16 protein-coding genes are annotated in these 14,585 nt (G+C 66.0%); 12 read left to right on the top strand and 4 right to left on the bottom strand.

Annotated elements, in window-relative coordinates; translation table 11 throughout:
• Positions 1-35: 35 nt before the first annotated feature.
• On the bottom strand, positions 36-293 hold the full coding sequence (locus H4O10_RS09965) for a hypothetical protein (RefSeq protein ID WP_033833168.1): 258 nt from the start codon (positions 291-293) through the stop codon (positions 36-38).
• A gap of 130 nt (positions 294-423) precedes the next feature.
• On the opposite strand from H4O10_RS09965, the gene H4O10_RS09970 reads away from it, so the two are divergent.
• Together H4O10_RS09970 and H4O10_RS09975 are read left to right on the top strand one after the other, a co-directional pair.
• A complete protein-coding gene (locus H4O10_RS09970) occupies positions 424-843 on the top strand; it encodes an HD domain-containing protein (RefSeq protein ID WP_033833169.1) in 420 nt (139 codons plus the stop codon).
• A 125-nt stretch (positions 844-968) separates the two neighbouring features.
• Complete coding sequence (locus tag H4O10_RS09975) at positions 969-2,180, top strand: MFS transporter (protein WP_005410130.1); 1,212 nt, start codon at positions 969-971, stop codon at positions 2,178-2,180.
• Positions 2,181-2,196: 16 nt separating this feature from the next.
• Here the strand turns inward: H4O10_RS09975 and H4O10_RS09980 are convergent, their stop codons facing one another.
• On the bottom strand, positions 2,197-2,676 hold the full coding sequence (locus tag H4O10_RS09980) for a MerR family transcriptional regulator (RefSeq protein WP_005410131.1): 480 nt from the start codon (positions 2,674-2,676) through the stop codon (positions 2,197-2,199).
• Between the two features lie 89 nt (positions 2,677-2,765).
• Between H4O10_RS09980 and H4O10_RS09985 the strand changes: the two genes are divergently transcribed.
• The 7 genes from H4O10_RS09985 (at position 2,766) to H4O10_RS10015 (ending at position 8,319) form a co-directional block, all read left to right on the top strand.
• Positions 2,766-4,004, top strand: a complete 1,239-nt coding sequence (locus H4O10_RS09985) for an NADH:flavin oxidoreductase/NADH oxidase family protein (RefSeq protein ID WP_012480648.1) — start codon at positions 2,766-2,768, stop codon at positions 4,002-4,004.
• Between the two features lie 94 nt (positions 4,005-4,098).
• Positions 4,099-4,575, top strand: a complete 477-nt coding sequence (locus tag H4O10_RS09990; RefSeq protein WP_005410133.1) for a membrane protein — start codon at positions 4,099-4,101, stop codon at positions 4,573-4,575.
• 133 nt (positions 4,576-4,708) lie between these two features.
• Positions 4,709-5,353 (top strand): hypothetical protein, encoded by a 645-nt coding sequence (locus H4O10_RS09995; RefSeq protein ID WP_012480650.1) that lies wholly within the window; start codon positions 4,709-4,711, stop codon positions 5,351-5,353.
• An 86-nt stretch (positions 5,354-5,439) separates the two neighbouring features.
• Positions 5,440-5,709: a hypothetical protein gene (locus H4O10_RS10000; protein ID WP_005410135.1), complete on the top strand. Its 270-nt coding sequence runs from the start codon at positions 5,440-5,442 to the stop codon at positions 5,707-5,709.
• Positions 5,710-5,833: 124 nt separating this feature from the next.
• A complete protein-coding gene (locus H4O10_RS10005) occupies positions 5,834-6,079 on the top strand; it encodes a hypothetical protein (protein ID WP_044570470.1) in 246 nt (81 codons plus the stop codon).
• 106 nt (positions 6,080-6,185) lie between these two features.
• Complete coding sequence (locus H4O10_RS10010) at positions 6,186-6,434, top strand: hypothetical protein (protein WP_005410137.1); 249 nt, start codon at positions 6,186-6,188, stop codon at positions 6,432-6,434.
• A gap of 181 nt (positions 6,435-6,615) precedes the next feature.
• Positions 6,616-8,319 carry a PAS domain-containing sensor histidine kinase gene (locus H4O10_RS10015; protein WP_062607313.1) on the top strand — a complete coding sequence of 568 codons (1,704 nt, stop codon included), beginning with the start codon at positions 6,616-6,618 and terminating at the stop codon, positions 8,317-8,319.
• Between the two features lie 8 nt (positions 8,320-8,327).
• On the opposite strand, the gene H4O10_RS10020 is transcribed toward H4O10_RS10015, so the two are convergent.
• The gene (locus tag H4O10_RS10020; protein ID WP_012480654.1) at positions 8,328-9,851 is read right to left on the bottom strand and encodes an FAD-dependent monooxygenase; all 1,524 of its coding nucleotides are present in this window, start codon (positions 9,849-9,851) and stop codon (positions 8,328-8,330) included.
• An 82-nt stretch (positions 9,852-9,933) separates the two neighbouring features.
• On the opposite strand from H4O10_RS10020, the gene H4O10_RS10025 reads away from it, so the two are divergent.
• From H4O10_RS10025 to H4O10_RS10035, 3 genes are all read left to right on the top strand, one after another.
• Positions 9,934-10,578, top strand: a complete 645-nt coding sequence (locus H4O10_RS10025; RefSeq protein ID WP_033833178.1) for a TetR/AcrR family transcriptional regulator — start codon at positions 9,934-9,936, stop codon at positions 10,576-10,578.
• 73 nt (positions 10,579-10,651) lie between these two features.
• On the top strand, positions 10,652-12,793 hold the full coding sequence (locus tag H4O10_RS10030) for a TonB-dependent receptor (protein ID WP_049452192.1): 2,142 nt from the start codon (positions 10,652-10,654) through the stop codon (positions 12,791-12,793).
• 161 nt (positions 12,794-12,954) lie between these two features.
• Positions 12,955-13,152: a hypothetical protein gene (locus tag H4O10_RS10035; protein WP_005410142.1), complete on the top strand. Its 198-nt coding sequence runs from the start codon at positions 12,955-12,957 to the stop codon at positions 13,150-13,152.
• A 110-nt stretch (positions 13,153-13,262) separates the two neighbouring features.
• Here the strand turns inward: H4O10_RS10035 and H4O10_RS10040 are convergent, their stop codons facing one another.
• Positions 13,263-14,585: an XVIPCD domain-containing protein gene (locus H4O10_RS10040; RefSeq protein WP_033833180.1), complete on the bottom strand. Its 1,323-nt coding sequence runs from the start codon at positions 14,583-14,585 to the stop codon at positions 13,263-13,265.

Genomic DNA, 14,585 nt, shown 5'->3' on the forward strand with positions numbered 1-14,585 from the left:
CGAATCCTCCATGATGCGCACGAGGGCGCGACGGCCTAGCGGCGGCGCCAGCGCGACGCCTTCTTCCGCAGGTTGTTTTCGTTCTCCAGCCCGGGCTCTTCGCCCTCTTCACGCAGCCGCTGCAACAGCAGTTGGCGCGCTTCGGCCAGTGATACCAGGTCGGTCAGACGATCCCCATCGTCGGCGACGACCGCATGGCCGACCACATCGCCCGGAGCGTACACCGGCTCGTAGGACACTGCTACCAGCTGATAGCGGCCACGGGTTTCCAGCACATGCCTGAATTCCTGCATCGCATTCCTCCTTGTCGGGGCAACACTGCGTCCCCTGCCCCGCCATGATGCCCATCGCAGTGTCATCGGCGTATGCACAAGCGCTACGGTTTCTGCGCGAAACTGTCTGCGGATATCCAAGGAGACTGCAATGGACTGGGTAGCACTTGCACGCACGCTGGCCACCGAGGCCCACACGGGCCAGACGGACAAGGCCGGCCAGCCTTACATCTGCCATGTGGCGCGGGTGGCGGCCGCGGTGCGCGGCGACGATGACGCCGAAGTGGTGGCCTGGCTGCATGACGTAGCCGAAGACTGCCCGGCGTTTGCCGCACGGATCGAGGTCTTTCCCGCCCCGCTGCGCGAGGCGGTGCAACTGCTCAACCGCGACGCGGCCCCCGACGCGGACAGCTACTACGCGCGCATTGCCGCCCACCCGCTGGCACTCAAGGTGAAGCAGGCCGATCTGGATGACAACGCCGATCCGAAGCGCCTGGCGATGCTCGACGCGGCGACGGCCAGGCGCCTGCGCAGCAAGTATGCGCACGCCCGGACAGCGCTGGGCATCTGATTGCGCCGCGCGGTGGCGGGTGGGCGAACGTGTCACCGATCAAACGCTGATTTACCCTGAGTGCTGCTGCCCTTGTTGCGGTGCAGCAGTACAATGACCGGCTCCCCGCCCCCATCGCGCCCCGCATGAGCCCCAACTCTTCCCTGGCTGCGCGGCTGACGCCCCGTCAGCGCACCCTGATCATCCTTGCCCTGTCGCTGGGCGGCTTCGCCATCGGCACCAGTGAATTCGCCAGCATGGGCCTGATGCTGGAGATCAGCCGCGGCCTGTCGATTTCCGAAACCCAGGTCGGCCACCTGATCAGCGCCTACGCCATCGGCGTGGTCGTCGGCGCCCCGATCCTCGCCTTCGTCGGCGCCAGCTTCCCTCGCCGCAAGCTGCTGCTGGCACTGATGGGCTTCTATGCCGTCGGCAACCTGGCCAGCGCACTGGCGCCGAACTACGGCACGATGCTCATTGCGCGTTTCGTCGCCGGCCTGCCGCATGGCGCCTACTTCGGCGTGGCGATGCTGGTTGCCGCCGCGATCAGCCCGGCCGGCCAGCGCGGCCAGGCGATGTCGCGCGTGTTGCTGGGCCTGTCGATCGCGATCCTGGTCGGCAATCCGCTGACCACCTGGCTGGGCCAGCAGCTGAGCTGGCGCACCGCCTTTGCCCTGGTCAGCGTGCTGGCCATCGCCACCGTGGCGATGATCGCGCGCTTCCTGTTGCCGGACCCGGACGAGGTCCGTACCTCGCCGATGCGCGAACTGCGCGCCTTCAACACCACCCAGGTGTGGCTGGCGCTGGCGATCGGCGCCGTTGGCTTCGCTGGTATGTTCTGCGTGTTCACCTACCTGGCACCGACCCTGGTGCAGGTCACCGGCGTGGCCGAATCGTGGATGCCGCTGGCGGTGGGCGTGTTCGGCATCGGCGCGATCATCGGCAACATCGCCGGTGGCTGGCTGGTGGACAAGTTCCACTTCAAGGCCGCCGCGGTGGTGCTGCTGTGGTCGATCGTGATGCTGCTGCTGTATCCGCTGGCCGCGCAGTCGGTGTGGACGATCGGTCCGATGATCATCACCGTCGGCACCATGGGCGCGCTGGCGGCGGTGCTGCAGACGCGCCTGATGGACGTGGCCGGCGAAGCACAGACCCTGGCCGCCGCCTCCAACCATGCCGCCTTCAATACCGCCAATGCGCTGGGGCCGTGGCTGGGCGGCATGGCGATCAGTGCCGGCTTCAGCCCGGCCAGCACCGGCTATGTCGGTGCCGCCACCGCCATCGGCGGCCTGCTGCTGTGGTGCGTGGCGGTGATGCTGGACAGGAAGCGCAAGACAGCCGGCGTGGGCAGCCACTGACCTTCGCGCCGGATTGTCAGCTGCTGCCCGCGCGGCGGCGGCGATCCGGCCGCAGCAACGCCGTATCGCCGGCCGCAAGTGTCGGGCGCGCCAGCTCACCGCGCTTGACGCGCTCCAGCACCCGCCGCGAGTTGGCCGCGCAGTCGATGCCCTCCGGCCGCGCCTGGATGTCCTCGATCAGGGCCAGCAGGTGCGCCCGGCTCTCTGCCAGCCGCAACTGCAGCGCCTCGATGTCGGCCACCTTCTGCTGCAGCATTGAGATCAATGCGTCGTGCTGCCACTGGCCCATGTCCGGTGGCAGCAAGGCGCGTATCTCCTCCAGGCTGAAGCCGGCGCGCTGCGCACCGGTAATCAGCTCCAGCAGCAGCACCGCCTGCTCCGGGTAGTCGCGGTAGCCGTTGGCCTGCCGCTGGACGACCAGCAACCCTGCCTCCTCATAGAAGCGGATGCGTGACGCCGCCAGGCCCGTGCGGCGGGCCAGCTCACCGATCTTCATCTGCCTGAATCCTCGACATCGGAACCCATTGACCTTCAATAAAACTTGAAGGTTAGCGTAGCGCCATTCCCCTGTCCTGGAGCTGTCCCATGTCGCTGTTCTCGCCCCTGGCGCTGCCTTCCGGCGCCCTCATCCGCAACCGCATCGCCAAGGCGGCGATGGAGGAGAACATGGCCGACGCCGACCACGCCCCCTCCGAAGCGCTGCTGCAGTTGTACCAGCGCTGGGCCGACGGCGGCGCCGGACTGATCATCACCGGCAACGTGATGGTCGATGGCCGCGCCATGACCGGCCCCGGCGGCGTGGTGCTGGAGGACGATCGCCACCTGGAGCGTTTCATCGCCTGGGCCGACGCCGCGCGCTCGCGCGGGGTGCAGATGTGGATGCAGATCAACCACCCCGGGCGGCAGATGCCGGCCGCGCTCGGCCAGCCGGCATTGGCGCCTTCGGCGGTCCCCTTGGACATGGGCGCACTGTCCAAACAGTTCGCGCCGCCGCGGGCGATGACCGAGGCGGATATTGAAGACGTGATCGCTCGCTTCATCCGCAGTGCCGAGCTGGCCGAGCGCGCCGGTTTCAGCGGCGTGGAGATCCATGCCGCGCACGGCTACCTGCTCAGCCAGTTCCTGTCGCCGCTGTCGAACCGCCGCGATGACCGCTGGGGTGGCAGCCTGCAGAACCGTGCGCGCCTGCTGCTGGAGATCGTGCAGGGTGTGCGCGCGACGGTGGCGCCCACGTTCGTGGTGGCGGTGAAGCTCAACTCCGCCGATTTCCAGCGCGGCGGCTTCTCGCCCGAGGACGCGCGCGACGTGGTCGAGATGCTGGCGCCCCTCGGCGTGGATCTGGTCGAACTGTCCGGCGGCAGCTATGAAGCACCGGCCATGACCGGCGCCGCACGCGACGAACGCAGCGTGGCCCGCGAAGCGTACTTCCTCGAATTCGCGCGCGAGATCGCCACGGTGGCAACGATGCCGCTGATGGTCACCGGCGGCATCCGCCGCCGCGAAGTGGCAGAGCAGGTGCTGGCCAGCGGCGTGGCCATGGTCGGCATCGCCACCGCGCTGGCGATCGAGCCGGATCTGCCGCAGCACTGGCAGCAGGGCCGCGATCCGGTGCCGACACTGCGCGACATCAACTGGCGCAGCAAGCCGCTGGCGGCCAGCGCGCACATGGCCGCAGTGAAGTATCAGCTGGGCCGGTTGAGCCGGCGCCGCCCCACCGCACCCACCGTTTCACCAGTATGGGCACTGCTGCTGGCACAGGCGGCCGCAAAGTGTCGGACCCGCCGCTACCGGCGCTGGATCGGCGCCCGCGCCGTCGCACACTGAGCCGCGCGGTCTTCTCATCGCCGCAGCGATGCTCCACCATCTGCAGGATCGGCGGCAGTTCCGCCGCCGGTCGCAGCATGGAGATGGAGCCCACGTGGCAGCAGGATCGACCAGGAACCGCGAGAAGCTGCTCGATGACCTGCTCTCGCTGGGCCGTAACTGGGCGCTGGCGATCGCCATCGCAGGTGCCGGGGCAGCAGTTCACTACAGCGAGTCGGTGTACGAAGCAGGACTCTGGCGAGGCCTGCTGCCCACGCTCTGCTTCCTGGTCGCGATCATCTGGATCGTGCTCAGCATCATCCGCTTCGACCTGACCCTCCAGCAGCACTTCGAGCGCAAGCGCACGCGCTGGCTCAGCCGCCTGCTCTATGTCGTGCTGCTGGGTACCGGCATCACCGCCGTGTTCTTCGTGACAGAACTGGCGTCCAACAACCACATCGCAAGGATGTGCGACGCCGTGGCCAACGAACCGGCCAGCCGGATCCACCGGTCCGCCGAGTGCCAGCGCCTGTACCAGCATCGGGCGGCGTACCGGCAGCGGTTGGAATCGGCCGAGGGCGAGTTCGACTGAGCAGATGCGTGGGCGAAGGCGCACGAGGACTCACACAGGGGTCCAGCAAGGGTGGATTCGAAATAGTTGTATGGACTTCATTGCAACGCGACGCCACGCTTTCTTGCCGGAAAGCCGTGATCGAACGCAGTCCATGAAGTCACCCACCGCCCGCTCCCGTCTCCCCGCCCGGCCGCGGAAAATCGGCAGCGAAGTACGCATCTTCAGGCGCTATCACCAGTACGCCATCGTTGCCGCCGGAGCCGGACCACTGGCAATACTCCTGTTTGCCGTCGCACCCGAACTTGGGCCGCTTCCGGCACTGGGCGCGGCAGCGATTTTCACGCTGTCGCCGCTGATTCTCGGCTTCGTTGTCTATTCCCCACAACGGGACCGGGTGGTACTGGAACAGGATCGTCTGGTATTCCAGCACCGTCCTCCTCTCCCGTTCAAGCAGATCCGGTCCTACAACCTGGACGATCATGTCGATCTGATCCTGATCGATGGACCGAGCGTGCTGCTGCAGCGCACGCGGGCATCGATGCATGATTTCCCAACCTTCCGGGACGCACTGGCAGAGGCGCTCGCAGATCGGCCCGCCAACGCTGCCGCGGCTCCGCAACGTCGCCACTTCTTCGGTGCCTGGCCCGCACGCGTTTGGGGTGCGGGCCTGTTGCTGGCGACGGCGGCACTGGTGATCACGGGCGTACTGCATGGCTGGCCGTTGTACAAAGCACCGATCCTTGGGATCGTGCCCGTGGTGGGCATTGGGCTATTGCTGTCGCGCCGCCGTCACTGATCGCGCCGTCGGCGAAGTACACATGGCGTGGATGTATGTTCGGGCACAGTACGCGCGCCGCTCACGCTTGCAACCATCCAGCCACCATGCTCCACGCGCCTGCCCCCGCACATCACGATGCCATCGCCCTGCAGGCGGGCGTGCTCGGCAGCGTGTTGGGCGTGGCTCTGTACAAGGCCATCGCGTTGTCGGCGCTGGCGACCGGATCCTTGATCGTGATCGGGCTGTGGCTGCTGGCCTGCGCGCTGCTGGCTGCCTGGGCACTGGCCGCCTGCCTGGCCTGCCTTGCGCTGAGCCGGCGCGTATTCGTGCTGATGCTGGCGCTGAGCATGATCCTGATGATCTGCGTCGCCTGACAGCAGCAGGCGCCGGACTATCGCGCATCTGTTACAGAATAACAAGTGCGATTGGACGGATTGCTCGTGCCCGGGGTCACGTATTTGAATTCCATGGCCAGCCCGGCACCACCCGAGACCCCCCATGACCCTGCAGCCCCTGCTTCGCGCCTCCCTCACCGCCATTGCCCTGGCCACGCTCAGCGCCTGTGCCACGTATGACGACAGCAACATGCACCAGGCCTGCCAGGAGTCGCCGCATCTGAAGGACCTGCCACCCGAAGTGGCTGCCCGCGAGAGCCGCTGCAACAAGAGCATGGAAGTGTGGTCGAGCGAGCGCAAGGGCAGTGACAGGCCGATCGACCTGAGCGGCAAGAAGAAGGATCTCTGAGCCGCCGGGCATGCCGGGCATCTTGATCGTTCCAATGCATGCGGATGACCAGCCCGTCACGATCGGGGGCGCAGGATAAGGCCTCCCCATCACGACGACTTTCCCGATGCCGGCCACTGGTCACCCTGTCATCCATGCCTTTGAAGCTGTGTTCGACCTGTCTGGCGGGGTGGAGCGCATTACGGCGCTCACTGTCATCTGCCGGCATTGCTCTGAAACCCGCTCGGCCAGCGAAGACAATCTGGTCCAGCTGCCGGGCGGCGCCTTGTTCCGCTGCGACGGATGCGGCAGTCATCAGGCGGTGAGCCATGCGCGGGTTGCCGATTGGCAGGTGAATTCGCTTCTGGGTGTCTGAGGCTGCAATACGACGGTGCCACGACGCAGGCCGTTGGCGCAGGGATGATGGTGCAGTCAGAGGCCGCCCCGTGAGCCACCTCGTCCGCCCGAAGGGCCGATGACGGCCGGGGCAAAGGAACTGTGCAGGGCGCAATGACATCACCTCGGCTAAGCTGCGGCACCTTTCTTCGCGCACGGCCATGCATCCCTTCCCCCTTCCTGTCTCGGCACCCGATCAACTCGCCTACCGACTGCTGCAGGACAGCGACTGGGCCCGTTCCGCCGACGCGACCAACGCTCCTCCCGAACTTCGCGCTCTGCTGGCGATGATCCTGGATTCTCCGGAGCCGCTGTGGATCGCATGGGGCCGCGACAACAAGGCGTTCTTCTTCAACGATGCCTACCTGCCGATGCTGGGCGGCAAGCTGCACGGCGCCATGGGCAGCCGATTGGAAGACGTCTGGGCGGACGTCTGGGCCGACGTCGTCGATGCTGTCAACGACGCCTTCGGCGGTACAAGCCGCAGTTTCAAGAACATGCCGTTGATGATGGACCGTGATGGCACGTTGCGCGAGACATTCTGGACGTTCTCCTACTCGCCGCTGCGTGCCGGTTGCGGAGGCGTGGCCGGCATCATCTGCATGGTCAGCGAGCAGACCGAACGGGTGATCGAACGCGACCGGCACACCCGCCAGGTGGCGGCCATCACCGAGCAGGCACGCGAGGCCCATCTTGAACTGGTACGCGCCCGCGAACAGCTGCGGCAGTCGCAGAAGCTGGAGGCCATCGGCCAGCTGACCGGCGGCGTTGCCCACGACTTCAACAATCTGCTGCAGGTCATCACCGGTTCCGTGGACATGCTGCTGCATACCTGGCCGGCCGAAGATGCGCGCCTGCGCTATGTACAGGCGATCGAAACCGCCGCTGACCGCGCCACTCGCCTGACCGCCCAGCTTCTGGCGTTCTCGCGCAGGCAGAGCCTGTCGCCGCAGGTATTCGACCTCTGCGAGAGCGTACGCGCGCTTTCAGACATCATCACCACAGTGCTGGGTGCACGCATCTCCGTGTCGGTGAACCTGCCCGACGCCCCGTTGCCGGTGCTGCTGGACCGGACCCAGCTCGACACCGCACTGATCAACATCGCGGTGAACGCGCGCGACGCCATCGACGGCCACGGCAAGGTGACGATCGATGTGGAACAGCTGACATCGGTGCCTTCCGTGCGGTTCGCGGCGCCGATGAAAGGCAACTTCGCTGCGATCAGCGTCAGCGACACCGGTGCCGGTATCGATCCGTCCGTGGTGGACCGGATCTTCGAGCCATTCTTCACCACCAAGGGAGTGGGCGCGGGCACCGGGCTTGGCCTCAGCCAGGTGTTCGGCTTCGTCAAGCAGTCCGAGGGCGAAGTGGACGTACAGAGCCAGGCCGGTGTCGGTACGCGCTTCACGCTGTATCTGCCGCTGGCGCAGGCTAACGCCTCCATCGAGCTGCCGACCGCGCAACCGGGATTGCTGCATGGTCACGGATTGTGCGTGCTGGTGGTGGAAGACAATGTGGATGTGGCCGAATTTGCAGTCGGTGCGCTGCGCGAGCTTGAGTACAACGTCGTACTCGCGCGCAATGCCGACGAAGCACTGGCGGAGCTCGAGCGCGACGCTGCGCGTTTCCACGTGGTGTTCAGCGACGTGGTCATGCCCGGGACCAATGGGCTGGATCTGGCCCGCACCATCCGCAGCCGCCTGCCCGATCTTCCGATCATTCTCACCAGTGGCTACAGCGAACTGCTGGCCCGCGATCCAGGCCACGGTTTCACGCTGCTGCGCAAGCCCTACTCACTGAAGCAGCTGGCCTTGGTGATGACCGAGGCCAGCTGTCGCTCGCAGACGATGGTGACTGCGCATTAGCGGGCAGATCACCGGATCGGACCGGTCCAGGAAGCAAGCGCTGAATCAAGGCCGGACATATCCCCCCGTGTGCCACAGGCCCAGGCAACGATGCCATCCGGGCGCACCAGCACCGCCCCCAGGCCCGACGCCACATCCCCGGTATCTGCGGCGCAGGCGATGGATGGCTGCCAGCGTTGGCCATGCTGCGGCGGCGAAGACGCCGGGTCGAAAACAAGCAGCGCCGCCTGCCCCGCTCTCAGCAGTTCGCCCAGGCGGCGGCCATCGACCAACCGGAAATCCGGCGCGCTCCTGCCGACCAGCGGGTGGTCTCCGTCAAGATCCAGCTGCTGCGAAACACCCCAGATCCGCTCGGCCAGATACGTGGCCCCATCGCGGGTGCCGGCCAGGTCGGCCATGATCGCTGCCAGTGCGCGCGACCCGGGCCCGGGTCGCATCAGCGCAACCTGCGCGCGCGACCAGTCCAGCACCCTGGCACCCACCGGATGGCGCTCAGCCTGATAGCTGTCCAGCAGCGCCTCATCGGCCTTGCCCCGCGCCACGGCGGCCAGCTTCCAACCGAGGTTCATCGCATCGCCGATGCCGAGGTTCAGTCCCTGGCCGCCCAACGGCGAATGCATGTGCGCGGCATCACCTGCCAACAGCACACGTCCGCTGCGATAGGCCGTCGCCTGGCGCGCAGCATCGGTCCATGTCGTGGCCAGGTGCAATGCAGTGATCGTTGCCTCGCAGCCAGACACCCGCCGCAGCAACGCTTGCGCGGTGAGCCGGTCCAGTGGCGTGCGATGGCCGGCGCCACCATCGAAATCGGCCAGCGCCAGCATGCCTGGCGGGTTGAAATTGCACATCCCGTGATCGGTGAACTGTCGGCCTGGTGTGAGTACACACCCATCTGCCAGTTCGACCAGCAGCGTGTAACCGGTGAACTCTGGCCCGGTTCCAGCGAAGAGGAAGCCCGATTGTTTGCGTACCGTGCTGCGGGCCCCATCACAACCGACCAGCCAGCGGCCGTGGACCCTGCCGGAGCCGGTGTGCACGGCAACCTGCGCCTCGTGCGCATCCACCGCCTGTACCGCACGCCCGCGTTCGATGCGCACGCCCAGCGCAGCCGCACGTTCGGCAAACACCGCTTCCAGGGCCTGCAACTCCACCGCCATCTGGGTGCCCACCGGTGTCGGCAGGCGCCAGCTCCAGCGCGCCTGGTCCACATCGTCCAGTGCAAATGGAATACCCGCGAAGTGCCCACCCAGCGCACGCGGCTGCGCCAGCCAATGGGCGGTGCCGGGCGGCGGCGCACCCTTGTCGGGCTTGAGCACCTGCGTCGCGGCGACCGCGTCCAACAGGCCGCGCCGATCCAGTGCCTCCAGCGTGGGGGCGTTGAGGCCGCGCAGCCCGAATGGCAGGCGCTTCAACGGCGAACCGGCGGACCCGGCCTGCTCCAGCACCAGCACCGAACACCCGGCCAGGGCCAGTTCGCAGGACAGGAACAGGCCAACCGGGCCAGCACCGGCAATGACGACGTCGTACAGCATCGAGATTCCTTGTGAGCGCCAGGTCGGCGCTCTGGCGGGTCAAATGTTACACTCGGTGTACGTTTCCACAAGTTAACCGCCCATGACCCCGCCTCCTGGCCGCCGCGAACAACGCAAGGCCGTGACCCGACAAACGATTTCGGACGTCGCCACCGAGCTGATCATCCGGCGCGGCTTCGAGGCCGTCTCCATGTCCGAGATCGCCGAAGCCGCGGGCGTCTCACGCAAGACGGTCTTCAACTACTTCGCCAGCAAGGAAGACCTGGTGTTCGACCGGGATGAGGAGGCGCGCACGCTGCTGCGCGAGGGCATGATGGCGCGCAGCGGCCTGACCCCGCTCGCGGCCTTCCAGTCGCTCGTTCGTGAGCTGCTGGAGGCTGGCCATCCGCTGCTGCGCATCAATGCCGGCGCTGTCGCCTTCTGGGGCACCGTGGCGGAGAGCCCGGTACTGGTCGCGCACGCGCGACGGCTGCAGGCGCAGTTGACTGACGATCTGGCGCGATTGATGGCCCACGCTGTCGGCCGGCCCGAACATGACGCCGAAGCGCGACTGGGCGCGGCCATGCTGCTGGCGTCGATGGTGGCGGCCTATGAGAAAGGACTGGCAAGCCAGCTGCAGGGCAAGGACCCGCGTGAGGCCATGCGGCAGCTGATCGTGCGCGGTGCCGCCGGGGTACTGGTGGCCTTGGCGGGCACCCCGTATACGGACCCCGGCGCGCGTCCATAGCGCATCCGGGGAATAGGCGTCGAAGTATCGCAAATGCTAATCTTTCTCATTTGAAGACACGTGACCCTCCCCAATGCCCCTGCCCATGCCCCTGCAACGCACCCTGTGCCTGGCGCTGACCCTGCACGTGGCGACCCTTGCGCATGCAGCTGAGTCCTCCGCTGCCGCACCCAAGGATCTGGACAAGGTCGAAGTCCGCGGACGCGCACAGACACTGTATCGGGTAGACGATGCTGCGGTCGGCACCCGCACCGATACCCCCCTGGAGCTGGTCCCACAGTCGATCCAGGTCATCCCGCGCGAACTGATCGACGACCAGGCCGCGCGCCAGGTGACCGACCTCTATCGCAGCATCAGCGGCATCAGCTATTTCAGCTATGCCGGGGTGACCCTGCGCGGCTTCCGCCAGGAGAACGTGCTGTATGACGGCCTGCGCGGCGACCCGTACGCAGGATTTTCGGTGCCGCAACTGTTCAACATCGAGCGCGTGGAAGTGCTGAAGGGGCCGGCAGGCGCGCTGTATGGCGGGGGTGATGCGGGCGGTGTCATCAACTACGTGACCCGCAAGCCGAAAGCCAGCGCCGAACGCCGCATCGAGGTCCAGCTCGGCGACAAGGACTTCCGTGCCGGATCGATCGAGGGTACCGGGCCATTGAATGCCATCGGCAGCGTACGCTATCGCGCCGGGCTCTATGCCGACAGTGAACAGGGCGTGCGCTGGAACACCGACAGCGAGAGCGTGATCGGCGACGCCTCGCTGGCCTTCGACGTTGGCCAGACCGGCGAGCTGGTGCTGCAGTTCACCGACATCACCCAGAACCTTGGCGGCAACCGCCTGCGTGGCGTGCCGGTCAACGATGCAGGCACGTTCCTGACCGACCGCCGCTGGAACCACAACGAGGCCAGTGATTTCCTCGACATGCGCGCCAAGGTGGCGCTGGCGCAGTACCGCTTCGCGCCGCTCGATTCTCTGGACCTGGACTTCGCCGCCCGCTGGTTCAGCAACAACGAACACCAGATGTACCACGAGCCGATGGGCCTGATCGATCGCGACCGCGATGGCGTGGCCGAGTGGATGACCCGCCAGCTGCGCAACCAGATCCGCGACAACGAAGCATTCACTGCCAACGGCAATGCCGTCTGGCGGGTGACCACCGGCACGGTTGAGCACAAGGTGCTGTTCGGCGCCGATGTGTACCAGCTGGATGCGGATTTCACCGCACAGACCGCGAACAGCGCTGACCTTGCGCGTGGCGCCGGGCCGGTGCGCGGCATCGACCTGTTCAATCCCGTGTACGGCGCCATTACCTGGCACGACTACAACCTGGCGGCCCTGCCCTGGCGCAGCACATCCACCCGCAGCAAGCGCCATGGCGGCTACCTGCAGGACGAACTGGCACTGGGCCCGCGCTGGCATGTGCTGGCCGGGGTGCGCTGGGATGGCTTCAAGGATGAGGATCGCATCACTGGCAACAGTGTGGATGGCAACGATCTCAGCTGGCGGCTGGGCAGCACGTTCACCGTGCGCGAGGGCCTGAACGTCTACGCCAACGTCGCCAGTGGTTTCGTGCCGCAGAGTGCCGCCAACCAGAACCCGGCCGCTGGCGGACCGTTCGATGCCGAGCGCAGCAAGCAGTGGGAAGTAGGCATGAAGTCGCTGCTGGCCGACCGTGTGGCCTTGAACATGGCGGCCTACCGGATCGACCGCAGCAACATCGTGCAGGCCACCGGCGAGGTGATCGGTGGCGTGAACCAGTTGGCCGCGCTGGGCCTGGTACGCAGCACCGGCATGGAGCTTGACCTGCTGGCCGACCTCAGCGAGCGCTGGGTGCTGAATCTGACGTACGCCTACAACGATGCGCGGGTGAAGGACGCCGGCCCGAATGGCATCACCAACGCCTCAGGCGACCGATTCGCCAATGCGCCGCGCAACAAGCTGGGGTTGTGGACGCGTTATGACCTGCCGGCGATCAACTCCGCCATCGGCTTTGGCGCGGATCACGTCGGCGAACGCGTCAGCCTGGATGGGCAGACGGTCAAGGCCTACACCGTGTTCGACTTGAGCTGGAAGACCACGTGGAGGCAGTGGCAGTTCCAGGCCAACGTCAAGAACCTGTTCGACAAGGTGTTCGCGGCCAGTGGCTTCATTGAACGCAACGGGCATTTCCCCGGAGATCCACGGCGGGTGTATGTGCAGGCGGCCTACAGCTTCTGACCGGAAGCACGTGTAGCGTTGATCCACTGCCGGCAAGCAGATCGTTGCCTGGCACTGGTCCACGCGTGTCCGAAACCGTCGGCACTTCCAGTCACTTGTGCACGATCTCCTCCGCCTGTAGCGTTGCCGTTGCCCAAGGAGGGCTATCAACGGAGTGAAGCATGAAGATTGGATTCAAGCTGTCTGTTGCTATTGCGGCTGCTGCACTGACCCTGGGAATCGGCAGTGCCTCCGCGCAGTCCCGCTGTACCCCTTGCTATACCGCGTATGACGCGTGCCTGGCGGCGGGTAATGGCGAGAAAGTCTGTTACCCGGCGTTTGCTCGTTGCCTGCGGAACAGCGGCTGCACCATCCCGTAAGCCACGCACTGCCGTGATGCGTGCCGGCCCCCATTTCGGGGGCTGGCATTGGCTGGCAGGCGCTGCGCCTTACTACTGAAAAGGTTCCATACGCGACTGGCGGTGTGATTTCATCCCATCCGCATCGCATGGTTCTCGCGCGCCTGCACATCAATTTCCTGCTGGCGTTGCGCGGCAGTCTGCTGGCGATCCAGGTCGACCGCTTTCATCTGCTGCAACGACTGCGCAACCGGCGTCTGTACTGCTATATCCGTGGGCATTGAAGCGCGCAGGTGGGCGGGGTCGGTCATCTCGCCCTGCACCACGAACACGTTCCGCCCTGCGGGAGCGTCGGCCGTCTGGGCGCTCAGCAGCACGTGATCGGCGCGTTCAAGCTGGTTGCGGCGGGCCAAGGCCATCACGCTCGCCACAAGACGCTCGCTGTTCTCATCGTGGGTACGTCCCGCGCTGGCATCGATCGCGGCCACGCCTTCGCGCACCTGCTGCAGCAATGTGTACTCACGGTGGCCAGGACCAATGTCGGCCAGACGGGTCGGCGCCTGTGAGGGATCCGCCACGTCGTCCACGGCTGCGGTAAGCGGGCTGCGGGTAATGGTCCGATACGGGTCGTCCGGGTGGAACTGGGTTCGCTTCTCCAGGCGCTCCAGACGAACCTCGCGCGCGTCGTTGAGTTCGGCGATACGTGAGGGATCGGTGATCTCGCGCAGCGACATGTGACCGCCGCCCGCACTGATGCTGGCCCATTTCCTGTCCGCCTCGAAGTACATCGCGTAGTAGCTGTTGCCACCGATGACGTTCGGATCGACCGTCGAGCGCCCTTCCAGGGCCTGGGTGGCTTCCAGCACGCTCAACCGGGTAAGGTACTGGCCGCCTTTCGTCCATCCCATCTGGCTGATGGCATCGACGCTGGTGTTGCCTACACGCGGGCCTCCGGCGTAGTCATTGTTGAGCATGTTGGTCCAGATCTGTTCCAGCTTCGCGGGGCCGCTCTTCTGCTCAGCCGCCTGCAGCAACACGCGCGGCGTCCAGCAGTTGGGATCAAGTTCATGCCGTTCAAATGCCCGGTCGTGAGCCAGCATTACATCCTTGCCGGGAAGATTCAGTGCCAGGTCTGGACGCCCCTGCTCCATCCAGTACAGGCGTCGCTCCAGGTCCTGGCGCAGAAGCGTCTGCCCAAACATCTCCCATTGGCGCTCGCTCAGCTGCGCATCGGGAAAGCCGGAGCCCTTGCCCTCCTGATCGCGGGCGTAATCCTGCGCGTAGCTGTTTGCAACGCGGCCTGGCAGGCTGTCGTTGCGAACAACACCCAGCGCAAGCGTGCCATAGCCATCCGCATCTTGCAGCTGCGACAGATAGTTCCAGTACAACTCGCGGTTTCCGGCCTTGGCATAGCTGGCCAAAATCTTGAGATTCTCTTGCGTCAATCCACCCAT

The sequence above is a fragment of the Stenotrophomonas sp. I18B00994 genome, from assembly GCF_014145825.1.
Taxonomy (GTDB): Bacteria; Pseudomonadota; Gammaproteobacteria; order Xanthomonadales; family Xanthomonadaceae; genus Stenotrophomonas; species Stenotrophomonas maltophilia.

Excerpts from the sequence above, each read along its gene's own strand:
- H4O10_RS10025 (WP_033833178.1), top strand. The coding sequence starts at position 9,934 with ATGACCCCGCCTCCTGGCCGCCGCGAACAACGCAAGGCCGTGACCCGA.
- H4O10_RS10005 (WP_044570470.1), top strand. The coding sequence starts at position 5,834 with ATGACCCTGCAGCCCCTGCTTCGCGCCTCCCTCACCGCCATTGCCCTG.
- H4O10_RS10020 (WP_012480654.1), bottom strand. The coding sequence starts at position 9,851 with ATGCTGTACGACGTCGTCATTGCCGGTGCTGGCCCGGTTGGCCTGTTC.
- H4O10_RS09985 (WP_012480648.1), top strand. The coding sequence starts at position 2,766 with ATGTCGCTGTTCTCGCCCCTGGCGCTGCCTTCCGGCGCCCTCATCCGC.
- H4O10_RS10040 (WP_033833180.1), bottom strand. The coding sequence starts at position 14,585 with ATGGGTGGATTGACGCAAGAGAATCTCAAGATTTTGGCCAGCTATGCC.
- H4O10_RS09980 (WP_005410131.1), bottom strand. The coding sequence starts at position 2,676 with ATGAAGATCGGTGAGCTGGCCCGCCGCACGGGCCTGGCGGCGTCACGC.
- H4O10_RS09970 (WP_033833169.1), top strand. The coding sequence starts at position 424 with ATGGACTGGGTAGCACTTGCACGCACGCTGGCCACCGAGGCCCACACG.
- H4O10_RS10000 (WP_005410135.1), top strand. The coding sequence starts at position 5,440 with ATGCTCCACGCGCCTGCCCCCGCACATCACGATGCCATCGCCCTGCAG.
- H4O10_RS10015 (WP_062607313.1), top strand. The coding sequence starts at position 6,616 with ATGCATCCCTTCCCCCTTCCTGTCTCGGCACCCGATCAACTCGCCTAC.
- H4O10_RS09965 (WP_033833168.1), bottom strand. The coding sequence starts at position 293 with ATGCAGGAATTCAGGCATGTGCTGGAAACCCGTGGCCGCTATCAGCTG.
- H4O10_RS10035 (WP_005410142.1), top strand. The coding sequence starts at position 12,955 with ATGAAGATTGGATTCAAGCTGTCTGTTGCTATTGCGGCTGCTGCACTG.
- H4O10_RS09975 (WP_005410130.1), top strand. The coding sequence starts at position 969 with ATGAGCCCCAACTCTTCCCTGGCTGCGCGGCTGACGCCCCGTCAGCGC.
- H4O10_RS10030 (WP_049452192.1), top strand. The coding sequence starts at position 10,652 with ATGCCCCTGCCCATGCCCCTGCAACGCACCCTGTGCCTGGCGCTGACC.
- H4O10_RS10010 (WP_005410137.1), top strand. The coding sequence starts at position 6,186 with ATGCCGGCCACTGGTCACCCTGTCATCCATGCCTTTGAAGCTGTGTTC.
- H4O10_RS09995 (WP_012480650.1), top strand. The coding sequence starts at position 4,709 with ATGAAGTCACCCACCGCCCGCTCCCGTCTCCCCGCCCGGCCGCGGAAA.